The sequence below is a fragment of the Peribacillus sp. Hz7 genome, from assembly GCF_042136355.1.
GTDB lineage: Bacteria > Bacillota > Bacilli > Bacillales > DSM-1321 > Peribacillus > Peribacillus asahii_A.
The window spans coordinates 1-18,553 of sequence record NZ_JBHHJV010000023.1 but is presented as its reverse complement, the minus strand read 5'-3'; the positions used below and the strand labels follow the sequence as shown (position 1 = coordinate 18,553).

Sequence of the window (18,553 nt, the reverse complement as noted above, 5' to 3'; positions counted from 1 at the left end):
ACATAAATACAGGAATACAGGGATGTGTATTTGGATTACTTACTCTTTATTTATAGGGTTTTGATGAAATAAGTAGAATGATTTAGATGTTAAAAATCCAAGAAGTGATTGAGATGAAAGTAAAAATCATCAGAGGACCATATACTGATAAAAATATTCAAACTTGTTATGAGTATCTAGCGAGTATAGCTAGGAGGAAACTTTCCAAGGGGGATTAGGAGTTACGTTCTTTCATACTCCGTGACATAAATAAGAATTAAGAGGACCAGTATATTTTTACTGGCTCTTTTTTCTTCTAAAAACATAAATATGGAAACTGCATATACAGATTTACATAAATACAGTTATACAGGAATGTGTATTTGAGGTTATCGAAGTCTTTTTTTACTTGCCCCCGCACTCTAATCGAAGAAGTATTCTTGCAAACAAACTTAACTTCTATCTGAAACACCGTCTAATGAATTTATCGACAAATCAATCCTAGCTAGAGGCAATGCAGAAGGATAATGTTGAAAAATATATTGTTTCAATCTTTGCTTAGATACTAAAAGTATATAATACATGAAAAAGAACGGAAATCTCGGTCAAAATGAGATCCGTTTCTTTGTTTTTTGGCTAAAAAACAAAAACTGACACTCACAAGTTCGCTTTTAGCGAACTTGTGGGTCAGCTCCATTCTAAAATCGATGTTATTTAATAAGGGCAACAACGCGAACGGGTGAGGCGGTTGCATTTTTAAGGTTGAGTGGGAGTGCCATGAAAGTGAAATGCTCGTTTAAAGGAAGCTGATGTAAATTGACTAAGTTCTCTACAATATAGATGGGAACGCTTAACAGTTTTAAATGTACCTCCTGAAAAGTTTTGTCTGCCATTAATTCCTGACGGCGTGTTGTAAACTCTTCTAATAGCGACACTTTGACCTGAGCGTCTAAGAAATATTTAGTCAGTGCAGCCCCCATAAAACCACCGCCAATAAATAATGCATACATGTTTCATAAGGAAACACTGCCTTAATCGTTAAAAATGGCTTGAATACCTACTGCATAAATGCAGATCGTTTTAGTATCTTGTAATACAGTATCAGTTGCCCCTAATTGAATTGCATTCGTTTTATGAATATCAATGCCTTTTGGGTATTGATCGCAAAGGTTAATAGCGTATAAAAGTAATTCCTTTAAGTAGCGTGAAACTACCCCATCACGAAGGGAAGTAGTACGTAAATTGCTATACTTTAATAATGTGTCGGGTGCGTAATCTACTAAATACTGAATCCATTTTGGTAGTTGCTCAAATTCTGATTGATAATAGCTCACACATTCTTCTTGAGTTGAAAAAGCAGATACTCTCTGTGTTTCTATCGTGGATTCAACCATTCCCGTTAATTCAATCGCCTTTGAAATAGCATCAATACTTGATAACCAGGCCGGGATACCACGAGAAATAATTGTGGTAGAAATTAGTTCAGCAATTTCATGTACCGTATTGCCAGCATCAATGGCCACTTCTGTAAAATGGAGCATAGCTTGTTCTTCACGTCGAGCAGCAAATAAACCAACTAATATTAAGGATTTTTCTTTTTTAGATAGAGAAGAATCTGCAAGTAAAGTGTGCATAACCGAACCTCCTTTTATATAAAAGAGCCATTGTTATAAAAACAAAGATTTTTTTTTATTAGAATAGGTAAGACCAAGCAAGTGTAGCAACAATATAGACAATTCCTACATAAAACATAATCATTACTAAGAAGCCCATGATGTCTTTTAATTTTAAACGGGATAGTGCTAGAGCTGGTAAAATCCAAAATGGTTGTACTAAGTCATTCCAAGCATTACCGAGCATGACTGACATCGAAGTCTCTCCAAGTGAAGCTCCCAGTTCTTTTGCTGCATCAATCATGAAAGGACCTTGTACAGCCCAGTGACCGCCTGCAGATGGAGCGAAGAAGTTAATGAAGAACGAACTAATCAAGCCCCAGAACGGTAATGTATGTTGAGTAGAGATGTCTACGAATACTTTTGCAATTGTATCAACTAAGCCTGATGCTGCCATGATTGCCATAATACCAGCATAGAATGGGAATTGAAGAATGATACCGGATACCGTTTTGATACCATCTGATAAATGCTCTACATATTTTGCAGGAGTACCAAGCAAAATAATCCCTAGGAATAAGATGATAAAGTTAAGGATATTTAAATCTAATGATTTTCCATTAGAAAAATAACTAATAACGTAAATAACTCCTAAAATACCAATCGTATAGGAAAGTATACGGCTATTATTTAATTTGTTAGCGAATGTATTCTCTTCAAGTGTTTTTGCTTTTACTTGTTCAGAATTTGTATATAAAGCAGGATCAATTTCGATTACATTTTTTGCGTCTTTTGGATGAAGCATAGCGTTAAACAACGGTAATGTGATCAATAAAAAAATAGCAGTAAGAATCATTGGTAAACTAAAAATAGTTTCTGATAAAGCGATAAGACCCATCTTTTCTTCTAAGAAATGGCCAGGTGTTGAAATTAAGATTGGAATGGAAGCGGAAAGCCCTAATCCATAAAATGTGAAACCAGAATAAGCAGCAGCAATAATTAATGGATAGTGAACACCTTTTACTTTAACCGCTAATTTTTTTGCGATAATCCCGCCGATTACTAGTCCGAAGCCCCAGTTTAAGTAACTACCAATCCCTCCAACTAGTGTAGCCACAATAATAGCCATCTTAGGTGTATGCACCATACTTGCAATTCTATTTAAGAAGCGATCCGTAATAGGTGCTGTTGCTAATACATAACCCATGGCTAAAATAACAGCCATTTGCGTAGTGAAGGCTAAAAGGTTCCAAAAGCCACCACCCCATTCAGTTGTCAAATCGAAGAAAGAAATATCTTCAATTAAAAGTGCTAAAATAAATGTTAAAATTGTTAAACCAATCGCAAATACGAATGGGTCTGGCAAATATTTTTTCATTATTGAAGTGAAGAAATTCGTTAATCTTTCCATATATAATGTCCCCCCTAAAATCGTTTAAAATTGTTTGATATACGAACGAGTACTCCCATTTAAATCTTTCGTGCAGTTTAAGCAATTATTATCTTAACTTGCATAACAATGCCTAATTTTCAGAATAACTATGCTAAAATAAATCTAAATTTTCATTAACGGAGGTTCTTTTATGCAAAAATTAAATACTATATTAGTGACTGCGTATGCTAAAGCTCCACATGGTACATCCATGTATGAGGTCTATAAACATGCAGGCATTGTGCTTGAAATTGACCGACAAACACATAAAATAATAGATGCTGAATTCACATTTGTAACGGAATTAGCACAAGATTTCTTTAAACGCATGTTAATTAATTTTGACTTTACATCTGATATCAATATTTTAATTGGGCGTATTGAAGAGCATTATTTGGCTCCTTCAAGTGGCTCCGTTATTGTCGCTTTAAAATCTGCTCAGAAGAGATATTTAGAAAAAATTTCCAAATAATTTTGTGAAAAGATGTTATTTAAATTAGGGGCTCACCCAAACATATACTTGACGAAATTAACACATGTATTGTCTTTAGCAAATTCCTTTGTTTATAACAAATTGGACTGCATACGCAAAGTTGTTTTTTATGTCAAGAACAGAATTTGGTGTTGAGCCTTAAATTAAAGCGGTTACATTTCTCGTTGAAAGAAAATTCTCTAAAGAGAGCTTTCTTTTTATTTATTTTACTTGGCAATTTTCTACGATTGTTGTAATACCAAGTCCACCAGCGATACAAAGTGTAACTAACCCATAACGCTTACCAGTGCGATCTAATTCATGAATAAGCTTCGTCATTAAAATAGCACCAGTTGCACCAATGGGATGTCCCATTGCTATAGCCCCACCGTTAGGATTTACTTTGCTTTGATCTAAGCCCAGTTCTCCGATCACTGCCAATGATTGGGCAGCGAAGGCTTCATTTAGTTCGATCACATCGATATCCTCAATCGAAAGCCCTGCTTGTTTTAATGCTTTTCGCGTTGCAGGAACAGGTCCAATGCCCATTATAGAAGGGTCTACACCAGCAGCAGCTTGAGCAATGATTTTTACCTTTGGCTGAAGTCCTAGTGATTCGGCTTTTTCTTTAGACATTACTAGGAGAGCAGCAGCCCCATCATTACGACCACTTGAGTTAGCTGCAGTAACGGATCCGCCTTCACGAAAAACAGGTTTTAAAGTAGCCATTTTTTCAAGTGGCGTCAACCGTGGATGCTCATCCACTTTAAAGATTTCGGTCGATTTACGTGTTTTAATTTCATAAGGGACAATTTGTCCTTCAAAATAGCCATTCTTAATAGCTATGTCTGTGCGGACTTGGCTTTGATAAGCAAAGACATCCTGTGCTTCCCGAGAAATTGAGTATTTTTCAGCTAAGTTTTCAGCGGTCTCTCCCATTGTTTTTAGCCCATAGGATTCCGGTTGAGAGCCAGGTTGACTTTCCGTATTTGGATCTAATAAAAGGCCATTTCCTACAGTTAGTCCGTATCGAGCATTACGAATATAGTAGGGTGCTGTACTCATCGACTCTATACCACCTGCAATAATAACATCACTTAACCCAAGAGCAATTTGTTGTGCAGCATTATTAATAGATTGTAAGCCAGAACCACATTGACGATGTACAGTGTAGCCTGGCACTTCAAGCGGGATATCAGCACGTAATGACGCAAGGCGAGCAACATTGGATTGGTCAGCACTTTGTTTCGCTTGACCTAAAATCACTTCATCCACTGCATTAGGGTCAATTCTTGTGCGGGTCAATAATTCTTTAATAACAGCGGCACCTAAGTAATCAGCGGTCTGACTCATTAGTGAACCGCCGAGCCTTCCAATTGCCGTACGAACACCGTCTACAATCACTACTTCTTTCATGTTGCCTCCTCCTTATTTCAACGAGTTGATGAAACTAGCTTCTGTATTTGCTTCAACTGATTTCAAATCTGCTCCTGGCATTAATTCAACTAAATGTAATTGACCGTCGATGTATTTAAAAACAGCTAAATCTGTAATAATCATGTCTACACTACGAGTAGAGGTAATAGGGTAATTACATTCCTTTAAGATCTTACTTTTTCCATCTTTTGATGTATGAGTCATGGTTACAATAACCTTACTAGCGCCAACTAGTAAATCCATTGCGCCGCCGACACCAATGATGTTTTTCCCTGGTACAGCCCAGTTGGCAATTCGTGCGTGTTCATCTACTTGAAGAACTCCTAGTATGGCTACGTCCACATGGCCACCGCGAATCATAGCGAAAGAAGCTGCACTATCGAAGTAAGAGGAACCAATAGCTTCTCCAACTGCGAATTTTCCTGCATTGACGATATTAGGATCAATATCTTCTTCACTTACGTCCTTGACACCAAGCATGCCATTTTCAGTGTGGAAGAAAACATGGTTATTTTCTACATAGTTGGCCACAAGTGTCGGAATCCCAATACCTAAGTTAATAATTTGCCCATGCTCTAATTCTTTTGCGGCACGTTGAGCAATTGCTTCTTGAATTGGATTAGCCATGTTCGATGACACCTTCCTTTGTCAAAATCTTTTTCGCTAAGATGACGCGATCAACGAATAGGTGAGGCGTAACGATTTCATCACTTTTTAGTTCGCCAGCTTCTACAATTTCATCCACTTCGACAATAACGGTTTTAGCAGCCGTTGCCATAAGGGGATTAAAGTTGCGCGCTGTTTTGTAATACACAAGATTGCCTAATGTATCTGCTTGGTGAGCACGAATAATTGCTACATCTGCTTTTAACGCCTCTTCTAGCACATACTCCTCGCCATTAAACATTTTTGTTTCTTTGCCATTTGATAAATCTGTGCCAAAAGATGTTTTCGTATAATAGCCAGCAATCCCAGCGCCACCTGCCCGAATAGATTCGGATAATGTACCTTGTGGCAGTAAATCAATCTCAATTTCACCACGTTGGAAGGCATCACCTACGTCACGATTTCCTGTGAAATAAGAGCCTATCGCTTTTTTTACTTTCTTTTGTTCTAGTAATTTCCCTAAGCCCTGACCTTGCTCACCGAGGTTATTACTAATAATAGTTAAGTCCTTTACATCAAGTTCTACTAAAGTATCAATTAGTGTCAGAGGGCCACCTACAAGCCCAAAGCCGCCAACCATTATCGTTTGACCAGTTTGGACACAATCCAGTGCCTCTTCAGCTGAGTTATAAATTTTCATTCTTTTTCACTCCATTATTTTTGAATAAGTGCGTCACTAATTTCGAACCAGGAAGGGATACCAGCTGTTAAAAGACAAATGTATCCTAGTTCAGCTAAGCGAGGTTCATCTACACCTTTTTCACGTGCTTTTTTTGCCCAGTAATCTACTTCTGCATTTTTTAGAACAGTAGTGTAAATGCCTATCGTTAAAATGTATTTCATTTGTTCATCTACTACATTCGATTCGAGTAATTTGGCAGATAAAGCGTTTTCATCATCCGCCACAAAAAGGGAGATGAGCTTTTCGTAGTATTCTTTACTTTCATCAGTAGAAGCAAAATGTGCGTAATAACGTACAATATCTGCTGCTGTTGCATCATGTGAAATATTTTCAGCCTCGGTGCCAGTTAGCTCAAGTGCATATTCAAAAGATTGAAGCCCAATTTGTAATGCTTTTTCTCCACCGTAATTGTATGCAACCAGTAAGTACTCAGCCAATTCTGCAAGAGTAGCACCGCCATCGATTGCGCCTTTTGTATGGTAAACCATGCTTCGAGCATAATGTCGAGCAGAATTTATGCCTACTAGTAAAATGTCTTTTTCTTTCACAGAAAGTACGCCATCAGCCATTGCTGCACCACGTAATGCCGTGTAATGATCTAACATTTCCGGATTGTAATCATGCATTTTTTGTACCCAGCCTGGCACAACATCATAAACTTTTTTAAAGTACTCTAATCCCGTTTCCATCTATTTTTCACTCCTTTAAAAAATAAAAAAGGCCACACTACTCCCATGAACACGTACGTAACGTAAGTGTCATTTGAGAATAATGAGGCCAACAGTCAAGTGGGTAAACAAAGAAAGGATATTTCCTTGTAGCCACCTGATAGGCTGTAAATTAAGATTAATTAATTATTCACATAAATTTCGTCAAATTTCAATCTTTTTTTATAATTTTTTCACAAAATCTTTTATTGTTGGGTTAACATCGCTACGTTCTTCAAAAACAAGTGTGTAGTGATTGCTGTCAGAAGTAATTTTATGAATATTTTTTGCGTATTGTTGTGTCTCAATATAGGATTCAGCTAAAAATAACGCGGGCATAGCGCCAATACCACCTGTAGAATGTACCAGTAAAACTGGGCATTCTACATTAGCAAAGACTTCAGCTGGTTTGTAATCGTAGAAGCTTTGAAAGTCTTGTCGAATTTTTGCTTCATCCGATTTATTCTCCCAATGCCCATCTATTTCATCTATTTCATAGCGACCAACACTTTCCATATGCTCATTCCAAACTACTCCAAGATTGCTATAGATTTTTTGGATTTCCTCCAAATAAGCCTCTGCCGATTTATAATGTTTACTAATGCGACCTAGAGAAGGCTCAACAATTTGTCTTTGATGATCTGTACATGTGGCAGCACCATCCAGTAAAATGACACCTTTCACATCATCGCGTTTACTAGCGACATTTGCCATAATGAACCCACCCATTGAATAGCCTATTAAAATTGGATTCTTTATGTTTAATGCATCGATTAACGCAATAATATCTTTAGTATGTTGCTCGATACCTGTATTTTCCGTCGCAGCGGAACTATTGCCACGGCCTCGTAAGTCGATAGAAATAAATCGGTAATCTCCTTTAAGTAATTCAGCGTAGTAATGTAGCTGTTTACTATTTCCTGTTAAGCCATGAACACCTATGATTACACCTTTTGATCCTTCATATTCAGCATAAGCAAGCGTGCCGCCGTTGACTTCGATTGAACGATATTCCATATGTATCCTCCTTATGTTAAAAGTCTAAAATAATTTGTACACCTACTTTTTGGAAATGTCAAAATATTTTTAAAGATAAAACGAAATACATGCTAATTAAATGTCAAAAAAATATTAAAACTCACATTTCGCCCCCTTGAATAAAACAGGCAAGGAATTTTGGTGATTTCTGTCGGTTATTCCTTAAATATACATATTACCGCATACCTGTATATACATAAATACAGGTATATGTATTTGAATTACTTACTTTGTATTTATAGGATTTCGGTGAAATAGGTAGAATAATTTAGACAATAAAAATCTAAAGGAATGATCGAGATGAAAGTAAAAATCATCAGAGGACCATATACCGATAAAAATATTCAAACTTGTTATGAGTATCTAGCGAGTATAGCTAGGAGGGAACTTTCCAAGGAGGATTCGGAGTTACGTTCTTTCATACTCCGTGACATAAATAAGAATTAAGAGGATCAGTATATTTTTTACTGGCTCTTTTTTCTTCTAAAAACATAAATAAAAAAACTGTATATACAGATTCACATAAATACAGTTATACAGGAATATGTATTTGAGTTTATCGAATTCTTTTTTCACCCATTCCCAGAGTCGCCGCCCGCGTCTCTTCCGACATCGACCTCCTGCTATCGCATCCGGTGCGGTCTCCAGAGCCCCGAGCTCTAGTCGAGGAAGCAATCTTGCAAGCATACTCATCGTGCAGCCATGCTGACGCCCATTCAAGAAGCATCTCCCACATACCTGCATAGGAGCAACAGCAAGGAAGAAAACAACCTTTCTTCTAACGAAGAAAAATTGTTTTCTTTTTTTATTGTTTCGAAGGTTTCTTCGTCGAAGCATTCTCCGCTGGCTCGAAGAAGTTGCTCACTCAAGAAGTCCCACGCATACCACATGGAAGCAAGTTCAAAAGCAGCCCGCGCCAATCTCCTCCACATAAGAAATGGTCAACCAGAAATATTTTCTGGCTGACCTTATAATGCGAACGAAGCAGGTTAGTAAAAAAAGCAATAGAGAATTTAATAACAACCAAATTAATATCTGTATTGATATTGCTTTAATTCAACGTAATATCAATACAGATTGATTTGCTGAGATATAGAAAAAACAATAATACATTAGGTGAATAGATCAACTTTTTCTAAGTCTACTATTCGGGGTTTGGTTCAATCAAGTTGATTCTCTTTTTTAGATTTTCCTGCTTACTCAATAATCACTTAAAGAAATAGTCTTGACAAAATTACTTTATTTAAAATGTAGTTTATTTAATCGGTGTGTGCGACAGCCGAGACTTCAATCAGTTGCTCTGGGAACGCCAAGTAGGTCACGCCGATGAGGCTGCCCGCAGGCCGGTGTTTTTCTAGGTATTCCTTGAACAGACCGATGACTGACTCGGAATGCTCTTGCGGATTTGTTAGATAGATATCCACGTAAGCGAGGTTGGACTTTGTGGCACCAAATCCCTCCAGTACACGATCGAGGTTTTCAAGCGTTTGTCGTGTCTGAGATTCGATATCGCCCTCGCCAACGAAAATACCTTCCTTATCGTGGGAAAATTGCCCTGAAATGTAGATAGTGCCGTTGACGCTGTAACCTTGAGTAATACCGTGATCCCAAAGGTCGTGATTGTAGGTTTTAACATTAGTCATTTTTTTCTCTCCTTCAATTCAAAGTAAAGTAAGTATAAAATGAAAACAAGGAAAAAAATAGAACGCACTTTTTTGATAGTTACTACCAGAAAGGATAGTGTCAATATGAGTATGAATGATTATGAGGAAAATGGTAATATCCAAGAGACACCTTTTGGTTATACATTGTCAGTGATTGGTGGTAAATGGAAAATGCTTATTCTTTACCTCCTAGCAGAAAATCAACCCGTTCGCTTCAATGATATGAAAAGAAAAATAGGAGTTATTACCTTTAAAACATTGAGTTCACAACTTAAAGAATTGGAAGCAGATGGGATGGTTAGACGGAAAGAGTATCCTCAAATCCCCCCTAAAGTTGAGTACAGTCTCACACATAAAGCAGAAACTCTATTACCTGTTTTGGAACAGTTATGTGAGTGGGGAGAAAAAAATCGCAATAATTAACTTCCTTCTGTATAGCTGATGAAATGAATAGCATCGTTCCAAAAACAAGGAGGTTTGTTTATGCGAAAACCTAATAAGAATGATGAAAAGGACCCTAATTTGAAATCGTTATAGCTTATTCAAGTAAAGGGAGCGATTGTGGAATACAACTTAGATTTTTAAACGACTTTATTATTATATTTTTGAGTGTAGTGAAGTGTCTTACATCAAAAATTAAACAACTATACTTTTAACCCCGTCCTAAATTTATAACGGGGTTATGCTTGTTTGAGCTTTTAAAATTAAATAACTTTATTTTCATTTTGCACATTCTCCGCTCACTCGAAGAAGATCCCGTGCATACCTGCATGGAAGCAAGTTCAAAGGCAGCCCGCGCCAATCTCTTCCACCGCCACCCTCAGCTAAAGCTTCAGGTTGGGTCTCCAGAGCTTGCCGCTCCTCTTACTCGAAGAAGCCAATCTTGGAAGCTTATTCATCCTGCAGCCATGCTGCCGCCTATTCAAGAAGCATCTCCCGCATACCTGCATGGAAGCAACAGCAAGGAAGAAAACAACCTTTCTTCTAACAAAGAAAAGTTGTTTTCTTCTTTTCTTGTTTAGAAGGTTTCTTCGCAGGAGCATTCTCCGCTCACTCGAAGAAGCTCCCACGCAGAAGCCGCCCGAGTCTCCTCCGACACCAGCCTCCTGCTATCGCATCCGGCACGGTCTCCAGAGCCCCGCGCTCTAGTCGAGGAAGCCATCTTGCAAGCATACTCATCCTGCAGCCATGCTGCCGCCCATTCAAGAAGCCCTTCCCGCATACCTGCATGGAAGCAACAGCAAGGAAGAAAACAACCTTTCCTCTAACGAAGAAAAATTGTTTTCTTCTTTTCCTGTTTCGAAGGTTTCTTCGTAGAAGCATTCTCCGTTCACTCAAAGAAGTCTCTTAAGCAGTAAGCCCGCGCCAATCTCTTCCACCGCCACCTTCAGCTAAAGCTTCAGGTTGGGGCTCCAGAGCTTGTCGCTCGGTTTACTCGAAGAAGTTCTTCATGCGGAAGCCGCACGTGTCTCCTCCGACATTAGCCCCCTGCTATCGCATCCGGCACAGTCTCCAGAGCCTCGTGCTCTAGTCGAAGAAGCAATTCTTTCAAGCTTATTCATCATGCAGCCATGCTGAAGATCACTCAGAGAAGTCCCGCTCCGCATCGCTACGCAGATGCAAAAGAAAGGAAGAAAACAACCTTTCTTCTAACAAAGAAAAGTTGTTTTCTTCTTTTCTTGTTTTGAGGGGTTCCTCGGGAAAGCTACATAGATCTCTTTCGTCCCCCGATCCATCAATGCCTTCGATTGACAAGAAACTTTTTCTTTATTGCATATATTTAACGTATTATGCGATAATCTATTTTTCTATGAGCATTATCTATGTTACTTGTATTTAATTGCAATTTTATATAATGAACGAATACTAGAGAGAGCAGGTACATTATGATTTATATCTTTTGGTTAATCTACTTAGGAATTCTAGCTACAGCTGCAATTGGATTTCTCATAAAGGGTGGTTATAAAACGACTGTTACTAAATTGGATTTTGTGTTTTCCATAATTACCTGGATAGGTTTATTTGGCTATGTTACAAATAACCAGATTCTTACCCCGCTTGTATGGAAATTTGTATTTGTAGGTGGTTTATTATGGGATGTTATTTTTAGTTTCAAAAAATTCAATGAAGAGGTAACCGATGAGGAGATACCAAAATTCATTAAACCAATAATTATTGTAATCACATTGATTATCTGTGTTGGTCCTTTATACTATGGATTATTTAATTATGCTTTTAAATAATGAAGAGTATTGAATTTTGATATTAATAAACGAAGAAAAGATGAAACATTGATTTCTTCTTTTCTTGTTTAGAAGAAATCTTCGCAGAATCCTTCTGTATACTAACAACAAAGTTATTTAACTTACAATAAAATCATTTAAAACAATGTGAGTCATTCTATTCAACAATCGGGCGCAATTCGTGAATTAAAGAAAAGCGCTCGATTGTTGAATAACGAATACCATTAGTTTTATGCGTCTACAAGTTTATGAATACCAATATTCCCAAACACCGCTTCCGAAAAATGATCCCAAATGACACATAGGGAACGTTCAATCCAGCAGTTAAGACTACTACAAAGTGTTAGCTGTTTTTTATTTAATTAGATTCCCTTTGCACCAGAGTTAACACCCACAGCTATCAGACATGTTAACCTCTTGAGAGGAATCTGAAACAGGAAAGTTCATTTCTTTCCACGCTGCAATACCCCCCGTTAGCTCTTTTACCATATATCCACGTTCTAATAAAAACTTTGCTACCTTGGCAGCGGTGTTACACCAGACATCCCAACAGTAAACAATAATTTCCTTGTCTTTTGGTATTTCATTTAAACGAGCTTGCAGTTCTTGTTCGGGTATGACATTAGCATCCTTAATTTTTAAACTTCTTACATGAAGTGGGCCGTTTCTTACATCCAGCAAAAAATATTTATCTGGATCTATTTGTGTCAATCTCAAATAATCCATAGGGCTAATAGTTGCTTCCAAACGGGCATTAAAATAATCAAGTGCATTCATAATTATGTTACCTCCAGTTTTAAAGTGTAGTCCAAATTTTAATGAGAAAATCCTTTAGCAATTGTCTTTCTTGATTATTTAAAGGGGCTAAAACTTCTAATTCAATATCGTTTAAAAATTCCCAACGTGAATCCAATAAATCATTTCCTTTTGGTGTAATCATAAGGCTGTAGGACCTTCTATCATTAGGATTCCTTGTCCTCTCTACAAAGCCTAAAGTTTCTAAATGATCAATGTGACTTACCATTGTTGTCCGATCAATTTGTAGATTTTCAGAAATATCTTTTTGTGATGAGTAAGGGTTTCCGTTAATAAATAAAAGAACTCCATATTGTCTAGCATTAATGTGATATGGGACAAGCCCCTCGGCGAATTTAGTTTCCATTCGCTGAAGAACTTTTCCGAGTAAAAAACCATAAGATTGATTCCATTTTTCCATTTAAATTATTCACCCCTACAGATAATCACTTAAATATATAATCAGTTTAACTGATTAATTTTTAAATTTCAAGTTGTTTGTTTTTATATTTAATTTTCAATGAAATAATGTACCTTTTAACTTTATAAAGCATACAAAATAAACTTAAAAAACGTTCCCAAATCAAAGTTTTGGAGCGCAAAAAAAGAGATAAACGCTGTTACATCAACGTTTATCTCTTTTTTAGTGTAACTTTGTTTACACATTTTTTATACAGATAGCATAAACAGTTGAAGTAGCTGCATTTATCCTTAAAAAGTTTGTTCATAAATTTACATAAAACTTGCATAAAATCTTTCTTATCGTTGAAGTGTTATTCCACAATATGGCCAGATTGTCGAATAAAAGCTAAAGACAATTCCTCCACTAATGCTACCCGTTAATTTAAGTGAAATTAATCACAATACCAACAACGAAAATAAGGTACCCCTCTCGTAGATAGCTTATTTTCGTTTCTTTGTTGAGGTCTTTGTTAGAATAATGCTCTTATTTTTTCTCTTATATTGTTTATAACTTTTTGTCCTGTGTTTACCTCTGTAAGAGTAATATCCCACATCACAGCATTTGTAATTGGATTGGGGTCTTTGTTAATTATTTTTATGGTAAGATCATTTACGCCATCTAAAGGGATTTGAAAATCCTCCTCGCCTGTGAATGATAACCCTAACGAATAAATGACTGTTCCGCCACTGATGAATTCTATGTCACTACCTTCTGTTCTTGCAGCGTTAATTACATCGTCCGGTATGGCGACATAGCCTGTTATGTTTTTATATTTGCCATCTAAGTGATACGTGAATTCATTGTTTTTCGTATTATTTCTACTATACAGATTTATTTGAGGCGTAACCTCTTTTCGGTCTACTGTAAAGCTGGACAAGCTTTCATCCCACTGTACAGACCCATCTTTTAAGATCAGTTCATTCAGAGCTGCGGTTTCCCCTCCCCCTTTTTCTAGATAATTATTGATACCGCCAATAATTATAATAGTACCAAGGGCAAGTACAATAGCCATTAAGAATATTTTGCAAATCCCTTTTGGTTTATCTCGGTCACCGGTGACCATTCGCTGTGCCGCAAATCCTACCGAAGCACCTAATGAATTAATTATGATATCGTCTATATCAAAAGCTCCCAAACCAGAAAACATTTGTAGGGTTTCAAGTATTGTTATAGAAAAAATAAAAAAGGTTATAAAGCGTCTAAAACTACATCGAAACAGAAGTGGAATGATAATCCCAAAAGGTATGAACGCTACAAAATTCCCGAACTGAAAAAACCAATTTTGAAAGTCTCTTCCCATTGGATAATGCAATTGAATCCCTCCAGGTATTGGGTTAAATCGTAAGCTAGAGTCTTGCCCTAGGGAACCTCTATTGAAACCAAGATACAAGAAATAGAGGATCAAAGCTGTATATAATGTTAACAACACAATCGTTATTTTTAGTAACTTTCCTTGATACATAATTACAATCCTTTCTTTTCTGCAGAGTGAGTCTCGTTTACTATTTGATAGCCAACGCCTTTTGCCTCAAGAGAACTCGAAGCTTTAGAGGAACTTGAACATCCCCCTAAAGCCACAATGATTACAAGCAAACTGAAACTCCATAATAACTCTCTCGCACTCGCACATTTTCCAATTATACCGTTAATAAACAGTGTTGATTGTGGAGTTTCAGTTTTTTATCAACTCTATTTTACTAATTCTTGTTAAGCTAACCTGCCCGTTAGCCATTCATGAAGCGCAAAAATCAGCGCTTCACCACAGAGAATGAAAATGGTTCAGAACCGTCGATACTGATTCTACGGCTGGGAGAGGAAGGTCGATGAACTATGGTGCGTTAGAGCCCATCCGTTAGTCTGACTTCAACGACCAAGGTGCACCACTGACTGTCGCTCCCCTACGGGAAGCACACATGGTAGATTAATCCTATTCTGGTTGATGCACCAGCCTCCAATTATATTGAGAGCCGTAGAAAGGATGTTTTCAATGGAAGTAGTCATTGAAAGAGCATGTGGTATGGATATCCATAAGGACAATATTACTGCATGTATTATGACACCAGAAGGAAAGGAGATTCAAACGTTTTCAACAAAAACTATTTTTCTAATACAGTTGGTGGACTGGATTAAACAGCATAACTGTACTCATGTTGCAATGGAGAGTACCAGTGTGTATTGGAAACCTATTGTTAATTTATTAGAGGCTGAAGATATTGAGTTTTTGGTTGTGAATGCCCAACATATGAAAGCAGTGCCAGAACGTAAAACAGATGTGAAAAATGCAGAATGGATTGCCAAACTTCTTCGTCATGGGCTCCTGAAAGCTAGTTACATTCCAGATCGAAATCAACGGGAACTGCGCGAACTAGTTCGGTATCGCAGGAGTATTATTGAAGAACGTGCTAGACAACATAATCGCATTCAAAAAGTGTTAGAGGGCGCAAACATTAAGCTGGGTTCTGTGGTTTCGGATGTCATGGGCGTTTCAGATCGGGATATGCTTAACGCTATTGTCGAAGGCGAAGAAGATCCTGAAAAACTAGCAAACTTCGCTCGACGTACAATGAAAAAGAAGAAAGATGAACTGCAGCTTGCCCTTAAAGGTTATATCCATTCGCATCAACGCCTCATGTTAAAAACCATTTTAAAGCATATTGATTTTTTAACAGAGCAAATCGAGATGCTCGACCAAGAGGTCGAGAAAAGGGTAAGCTCCTATCAAGAAGATGTGGAACGATTAGACTCTATTCCTGGTATAGCTACAAGAATGGCTGAACAAATTTTATCCGAAATTGGGACTGATATTAAAAAACAGTTTCCAAGTGCAGCTCATATGTGTTCTTGGGCAGGCTTGGTTCCTGGACATAATGAAAGTGCTGGAAAAAGAAAATCAGCTAAAACCAAAAAAGGAAACAAATATTTGAGGTCAGCATTAACAGAGGCAGCTCATTCCGTAAGAGGATCAAAAAATTACCTTGGAGCACTGTATCGGCGTACAGCATCACGAAAAGGTAAGAAACGAGCAGGAATTGTCGTCGCTCATGCCATGATGAGAATAGCTTATTATCTCTTAACACGAAAAGAGATGTATGTAGACTTAGGCGAAGACTACTTTGATAAACAGAGACAGCAATCTATTGTACGACATTCACTCCGAAGACTTGAAAGTTTAGGATACACAGTAACGTTACAAGAACCTGAAGCATCTTAATCCAGTCCATATTCCTACAATAGATCAATAAATCAGGCGCTCTCCCCTTTTTTAAAAATGAATAAGCTGCGTCTTATTAAGTATTGCCTTTTTCACTAAATTACAGAAGTTTATTTTCATGGTAGTTAAATAAGAGGTATTTAAAAAAGGGCAACGCCTCAACGTTGCCTTGCTTTACTCCCCTTTTCTTATTTTTAACATCGAGTTAGCATTTGTCTGAAATTCATATGGTACATTCACTTCTTCAACTGTGCAGCCATTGTTATTCAGATAACTTATAAATTTATCTAAATACTCATATCTTTTCCCCTCTAAATCAACTAAAGGAAAAATACGAATTTCCTGTTTCGTAACCCTCAATAACTCATTTATCGTTTCGATGTGAAATTGATAATCTAATCTATCCGCATACATAAATAGAAAATGTGCAGAGAGAAGAATATCAAATTCTTCATTCTCAAACGGTAAAGCAGGTAAGGTAACGGGAATATATCTTTCGCTGGATTCCCTCATATCTTTGGTACAATCTTGTAAGGCACTTAAACGATGACTTCTAAGACCTTCTATATCTTTGAAATAATCCCATTTATAATTATTTTGGGCTTTTTGCATATGTTCCATAGCGTGTTCAATATCCTGGAGCCCTTTATTTTTTAGGTCTTGACCCGAATGGTAATAGGCAATATCGCACGCTGTTACATCTAAACCTGATTTGTTCCCAACAGCAGTAAAGGAACAAGCTCCTGCTGGGCAATCGAGTATTTTCTTTCCTTGCAGTTCTTCCTCGGAAAGTGAGAACATTTTTAAATACTCTTCAAAGGTTCTCCCAATAAAAACAATTCGTTCTAAATCTAACTTTGTACTCTGCTCAACCCTACTCAACTAAGCTCACCTCTTCTAAAAGATTACATTCATATTATCACGACCAATTGGTAACGTTAACCTTTTTTACTTTTCTTGCTCAGCTATCCTGCCCGTTCGTGAATAAGAAAAAGGCTTCATTCCATATTGAAGTAAAACACCCGTTGAATATATTAAAATCTTAGATGTTAAGTCTCTTATGTAATTCCTTTAAGCTATACAAACTAAAATCTCTAACATCCCTATTTTTACTTTGGGATAGTTCATTTAATACTTCCAATAAATAAGCATCTTCTATAATTCCTTTATTCTCACCTTCAGCACAGCATAATAAAAAAAGCAGTAAATTAAAATGCACTTTTGGTTTTTCGTGTTGTCTCATTTTTTCAACCATATATCGAATCAACTCGTTATTCGTCGAGAGAATTTTTGTGAAAAAACGATCAATTTCTCCTGGCTTTCCCTTTTGTATTACTTCGTCAATTTTCACATAGTAATCTTTTATTTCCTGTTCAGAAAGCTCTAAATCATAAGGGTCCAATTCTACATCCTCTATGTAATCAACAAGTCCACTAATAAATTCCTGAAAATCATTTGCTAATTTTATCTCTTGATTTTGTTCCACATCAATGAAAATAACAGAAGGATTTTTCCTCTTTCTATAATCCAAACAGATAAACATCGGTGGGTCTGCTGATATAATCAGTAACTTTTTGCTGCGTATCCCCCATTCTTTTCGTAAATATATATTATCTAATAATCCTGGTTCTTCGCCTATTCCATATAAAAAATCTACATATACAGAATTGTTAGCCCAGCTATTGGGAGTAGCAGTAAGGAAATATTTCTTTTTCAAATAAAATCCATTCCTTTTCGCCATCAAGTTAATATATGACTCAGGCAAATCTACTTTTAATTCTTGTTGAATTTTTTCTAACATTTCTAAATCAACTTGACCTTTGAAATAATCATCAAATTCTTCTTCCCATAATTCTAAATTCATTTTTTACACTCCTATAAAATGGATAAAAAAATAATAATTACCTAAATAATTTTATCAACATTTTCAATGGTGGCTACAATATATTGAAAATTCAACTAAACTGCGCCGTTAGTACAATAAGAAAACGGGATCGCCGCAGCCATCCCTCCTTTAACATAAGCACTCCGTTCGTATTATAAGGTCAGCCAGAGAAATCTGGTTGACTATTTTTTATTCAATTTATAGATTGATAGTAGCCGGGGTAGAACGGACGCACCCGTGGGACTAGATCCCGACAACTAAACTGT

General features: G+C 36.9%; 19 protein-coding genes. 5 read left to right on the top strand and 14 right to left on the bottom strand.

The window, feature by feature from the left end:
- Nucleotides 1-689: 689 nt before the first annotated feature.
- The 3 genes from ACE199_RS20145 to ACE199_RS20135 are packed head-to-tail and all read right to left on the bottom strand — an operon-like array spanning nucleotide 690 to nucleotide 3,003.
- A complete protein-coding gene (locus ACE199_RS20145; RefSeq protein ID WP_375351326.1) occupies nucleotides 690-959 on the bottom strand; it encodes a cyclase family protein in 270 nt (89 codons plus the stop codon).
- 51 nt (nucleotides 960-1,010) lie between these two features.
- Nucleotides 1,011-1,613: a carboxymuconolactone decarboxylase family protein gene (locus ACE199_RS20140; RefSeq protein ID WP_375351325.1), complete on the bottom strand. Its 603-nt coding sequence runs from the start codon at nucleotides 1,611-1,613 to the stop codon at nucleotides 1,011-1,013.
- Between the two features lie 58 nt (nucleotides 1,614-1,671).
- Nucleotides 1,672-3,003: a short-chain fatty acid transporter gene (locus ACE199_RS20135; RefSeq protein ID WP_375351324.1), complete on the bottom strand. Its 1,332-nt coding sequence runs from the start codon at nucleotides 3,001-3,003 to the stop codon at nucleotides 1,672-1,674.
- 172 nt (nucleotides 3,004-3,175) lie between these two features.
- On the opposite strand from ACE199_RS20135, the gene ACE199_RS20130 reads away from it, so the two are divergent.
- Nucleotides 3,176-3,496 carry a DUF3870 domain-containing protein gene (locus tag ACE199_RS20130; RefSeq protein WP_375351323.1) on the top strand — a complete coding sequence of 107 codons (321 nt, stop codon included), beginning with the start codon at nucleotides 3,176-3,178 and terminating at the stop codon, nucleotides 3,494-3,496.
- A gap of 222 nt (nucleotides 3,497-3,718) precedes the next feature.
- Here the strand turns inward: ACE199_RS20130 and ACE199_RS20125 are convergent, their stop codons facing one another.
- From ACE199_RS20125 to ACE199_RS20100, 6 genes are all read right to left on the bottom strand, one after another.
- Nucleotides 3,719-4,912, bottom strand: a complete 1,194-nt coding sequence (locus ACE199_RS20125) for a thiolase family protein (RefSeq protein WP_375351322.1) — start codon at nucleotides 4,910-4,912, stop codon at nucleotides 3,719-3,721.
- A gap of 12 nt (nucleotides 4,913-4,924) precedes the next feature.
- Nucleotides 4,925-5,560 carry a 3-oxoacid CoA-transferase subunit B gene (locus ACE199_RS20120; protein WP_375351321.1) on the bottom strand — a complete coding sequence of 212 codons (636 nt, stop codon included), beginning with the start codon at nucleotides 5,558-5,560 and terminating at the stop codon, nucleotides 4,925-4,927.
- The gene (locus tag ACE199_RS20115; protein WP_375351320.1) at nucleotides 5,553-6,239 is read right to left on the bottom strand and encodes a CoA transferase subunit A; all 687 of its coding nucleotides are present in this window, start codon (nucleotides 6,237-6,239) and stop codon (nucleotides 5,553-5,555) included. The genes ACE199_RS20120 and ACE199_RS20115 overlap by 8 nt, the downstream gene beginning before the upstream one ends.
- A gap of 14 nt (nucleotides 6,240-6,253) precedes the next feature.
- The gene (locus ACE199_RS20110; RefSeq protein ID WP_375351319.1) at nucleotides 6,254-6,970 is read right to left on the bottom strand and encodes a carboxymuconolactone decarboxylase family protein; all 717 of its coding nucleotides are present in this window, start codon (nucleotides 6,968-6,970) and stop codon (nucleotides 6,254-6,256) included.
- Nucleotides 6,971-7,171: 201 nt separating this feature from the next.
- Nucleotides 7,172-8,005 (bottom strand): alpha/beta fold hydrolase, encoded by an 834-nt coding sequence (locus ACE199_RS20105; RefSeq protein ID WP_375351318.1) that lies wholly within the window; start codon nucleotides 8,003-8,005, stop codon nucleotides 7,172-7,174.
- 1,280 nt (nucleotides 8,006-9,285) lie between these two features.
- A complete protein-coding gene (locus ACE199_RS20100; protein WP_375351317.1) occupies nucleotides 9,286-9,669 on the bottom strand; it encodes a RidA family protein in 384 nt (127 codons plus the stop codon).
- Nucleotides 9,670-9,774: 105 nt separating this feature from the next.
- Between ACE199_RS20100 and ACE199_RS20095 the strand changes: the two genes are divergently transcribed.
- The 3 genes from ACE199_RS20095 (at nucleotide 9,775) to ACE199_RS20085 (ending at nucleotide 11,933) form a co-directional block, all read left to right on the top strand.
- A complete protein-coding gene (locus tag ACE199_RS20095; RefSeq protein WP_375351316.1) occupies nucleotides 9,775-10,113 on the top strand; it encodes a winged helix-turn-helix transcriptional regulator in 339 nt (112 codons plus the stop codon).
- Between the two features lie 263 nt (nucleotides 10,114-10,376).
- Nucleotides 10,377-10,712: a hypothetical protein gene (locus tag ACE199_RS20090; RefSeq protein ID WP_375351315.1), complete on the top strand. Its 336-nt coding sequence runs from the start codon at nucleotides 10,377-10,379 to the stop codon at nucleotides 10,710-10,712.
- An 864-nt stretch (nucleotides 10,713-11,576) separates the two neighbouring features.
- Nucleotides 11,577-11,933 (top strand): hypothetical protein, encoded by a 357-nt coding sequence (locus ACE199_RS20085; RefSeq protein WP_375351314.1) that lies wholly within the window; start codon nucleotides 11,577-11,579, stop codon nucleotides 11,931-11,933.
- Between the two features lie 384 nt (nucleotides 11,934-12,317).
- On the opposite strand, the gene ACE199_RS20080 is transcribed toward ACE199_RS20085, so the two are convergent.
- The 3 genes from ACE199_RS20080 to ACE199_RS20070 all read right to left on the bottom strand — a co-directional run bounded on the left by ACE199_RS20080 (nucleotide 12,318) and on the right by ACE199_RS20070 (nucleotide 14,653).
- Nucleotides 12,318-12,710, bottom strand: a complete 393-nt coding sequence (locus ACE199_RS20080) for a rhodanese-like domain-containing protein (RefSeq protein WP_126992098.1) — start codon at nucleotides 12,708-12,710, stop codon at nucleotides 12,318-12,320.
- Nucleotides 12,711-12,729: 19 nt separating this feature from the next.
- Entirely contained in the window at nucleotides 12,730-13,149 is a 420-nt protein-coding gene (locus tag ACE199_RS20075; protein WP_375351313.1) for a MarR family winged helix-turn-helix transcriptional regulator, read from the bottom strand.
- A gap of 511 nt (nucleotides 13,150-13,660) precedes the next feature.
- Nucleotides 13,661-14,653, bottom strand: a complete 993-nt coding sequence (locus ACE199_RS20070; RefSeq protein WP_375351312.1) for a VanZ family protein — start codon at nucleotides 14,651-14,653, stop codon at nucleotides 13,661-13,663.
- A gap of 525 nt (nucleotides 14,654-15,178) precedes the next feature.
- Here ACE199_RS20070 and ACE199_RS20065 point away from each other — a divergent pair.
- Nucleotides 15,179-16,402, top strand: a complete 1,224-nt coding sequence (locus tag ACE199_RS20065) for an IS110 family RNA-guided transposase (RefSeq protein ID WP_375351311.1) — start codon at nucleotides 15,179-15,181, stop codon at nucleotides 16,400-16,402.
- Nucleotides 16,403-16,576: 174 nt separating this feature from the next.
- Here ACE199_RS20065 and ACE199_RS20060 read toward each other — a convergent pair whose 3' ends face one another.
- Complete coding sequence (locus ACE199_RS20060; RefSeq protein WP_375351310.1) at nucleotides 16,577-17,284, bottom strand: SAM-dependent methyltransferase; 708 nt, start codon at nucleotides 17,282-17,284, stop codon at nucleotides 16,577-16,579.
- Nucleotides 17,285-17,444: 160 nt separating this feature from the next.
- Complete coding sequence (locus ACE199_RS20055; RefSeq protein ID WP_375351309.1) at nucleotides 17,445-18,266, bottom strand: SMI1/KNR4 family protein; 822 nt, start codon at nucleotides 18,264-18,266, stop codon at nucleotides 17,445-17,447.
- Nucleotides 18,267-18,553 lie beyond the last annotated feature (287 nt).

What these genes read in the sequence shown, in the direction of transcription:
- ACE199_RS20070 (WP_375351312.1), bottom strand. Translation starts at nt 14,653, where the DNA reads ATGTATCAAGGAAAGTTACTAAAAATAACGATTGTGTTGTTAACATTA.
- ACE199_RS20095 (WP_375351316.1), top strand. Translation starts at nt 9,775, where the DNA reads ATGAGTATGAATGATTATGAGGAAAATGGTAATATCCAAGAGACACCT.
- ACE199_RS20105 (WP_375351318.1), bottom strand. Translation starts at nt 8,005, where the DNA reads ATGGAATATCGTTCAATCGAAGTCAACGGCGGCACGCTTGCTTATGCT.
- ACE199_RS20125 (WP_375351322.1), bottom strand. Translation starts at nt 4,912, where the DNA reads ATGAAAGAAGTAGTGATTGTAGACGGTGTTCGTACGGCAATTGGAAGG.
- ACE199_RS20115 (WP_375351320.1), bottom strand. Translation starts at nt 6,239, where the DNA reads ATGAAAATTTATAACTCAGCTGAAGAGGCACTGGATTGTGTCCAAACT.
- ACE199_RS20110 (WP_375351319.1), bottom strand. Translation starts at nt 6,970, where the DNA reads ATGGAAACGGGATTAGAGTACTTTAAAAAAGTTTATGATGTTGTGCCA.
- ACE199_RS20080 (WP_126992098.1), bottom strand. Translation starts at nt 12,710, where the DNA reads ATGAATGCACTTGATTATTTTAATGCCCGTTTGGAAGCAACTATTAGC.
- ACE199_RS20140 (WP_375351325.1), bottom strand. Translation starts at nt 1,613, where the DNA reads ATGCACACTTTACTTGCAGATTCTTCTCTATCTAAAAAAGAAAAATCC.
- ACE199_RS20055 (WP_375351309.1), bottom strand. Translation starts at nt 18,266, where the DNA reads ATGAATTTAGAATTATGGGAAGAAGAATTTGATGATTATTTCAAAGGT.
- ACE199_RS20085 (WP_375351314.1), top strand. Translation starts at nt 11,577, where the DNA reads ATGATTTATATCTTTTGGTTAATCTACTTAGGAATTCTAGCTACAGCT.
- ACE199_RS20120 (WP_375351321.1), bottom strand. Translation starts at nt 5,560, where the DNA reads ATGGCTAATCCAATTCAAGAAGCAATTGCTCAACGTGCCGCAAAAGAA.
- ACE199_RS20130 (WP_375351323.1), top strand. Translation starts at nt 3,176, where the DNA reads ATGCAAAAATTAAATACTATATTAGTGACTGCGTATGCTAAAGCTCCA.
- ACE199_RS20075 (WP_375351313.1), bottom strand. Translation starts at nt 13,149, where the DNA reads ATGGAAAAATGGAATCAATCTTATGGTTTTTTACTCGGAAAAGTTCTT.
- ACE199_RS20145 (WP_375351326.1), bottom strand. Translation starts at nt 959, where the DNA reads ATGGGGGCTGCACTGACTAAATATTTCTTAGACGCTCAGGTCAAAGTG.
- ACE199_RS20135 (WP_375351324.1), bottom strand. Translation starts at nt 3,003, where the DNA reads ATGGAAAGATTAACGAATTTCTTCACTTCAATAATGAAAAAATATTTG.
- ACE199_RS20065 (WP_375351311.1), top strand. Translation starts at nt 15,179, where the DNA reads ATGGAAGTAGTCATTGAAAGAGCATGTGGTATGGATATCCATAAGGAC.
- ACE199_RS20100 (WP_375351317.1), bottom strand. Translation starts at nt 9,669, where the DNA reads ATGACTAATGTTAAAACCTACAATCACGACCTTTGGGATCACGGTATT.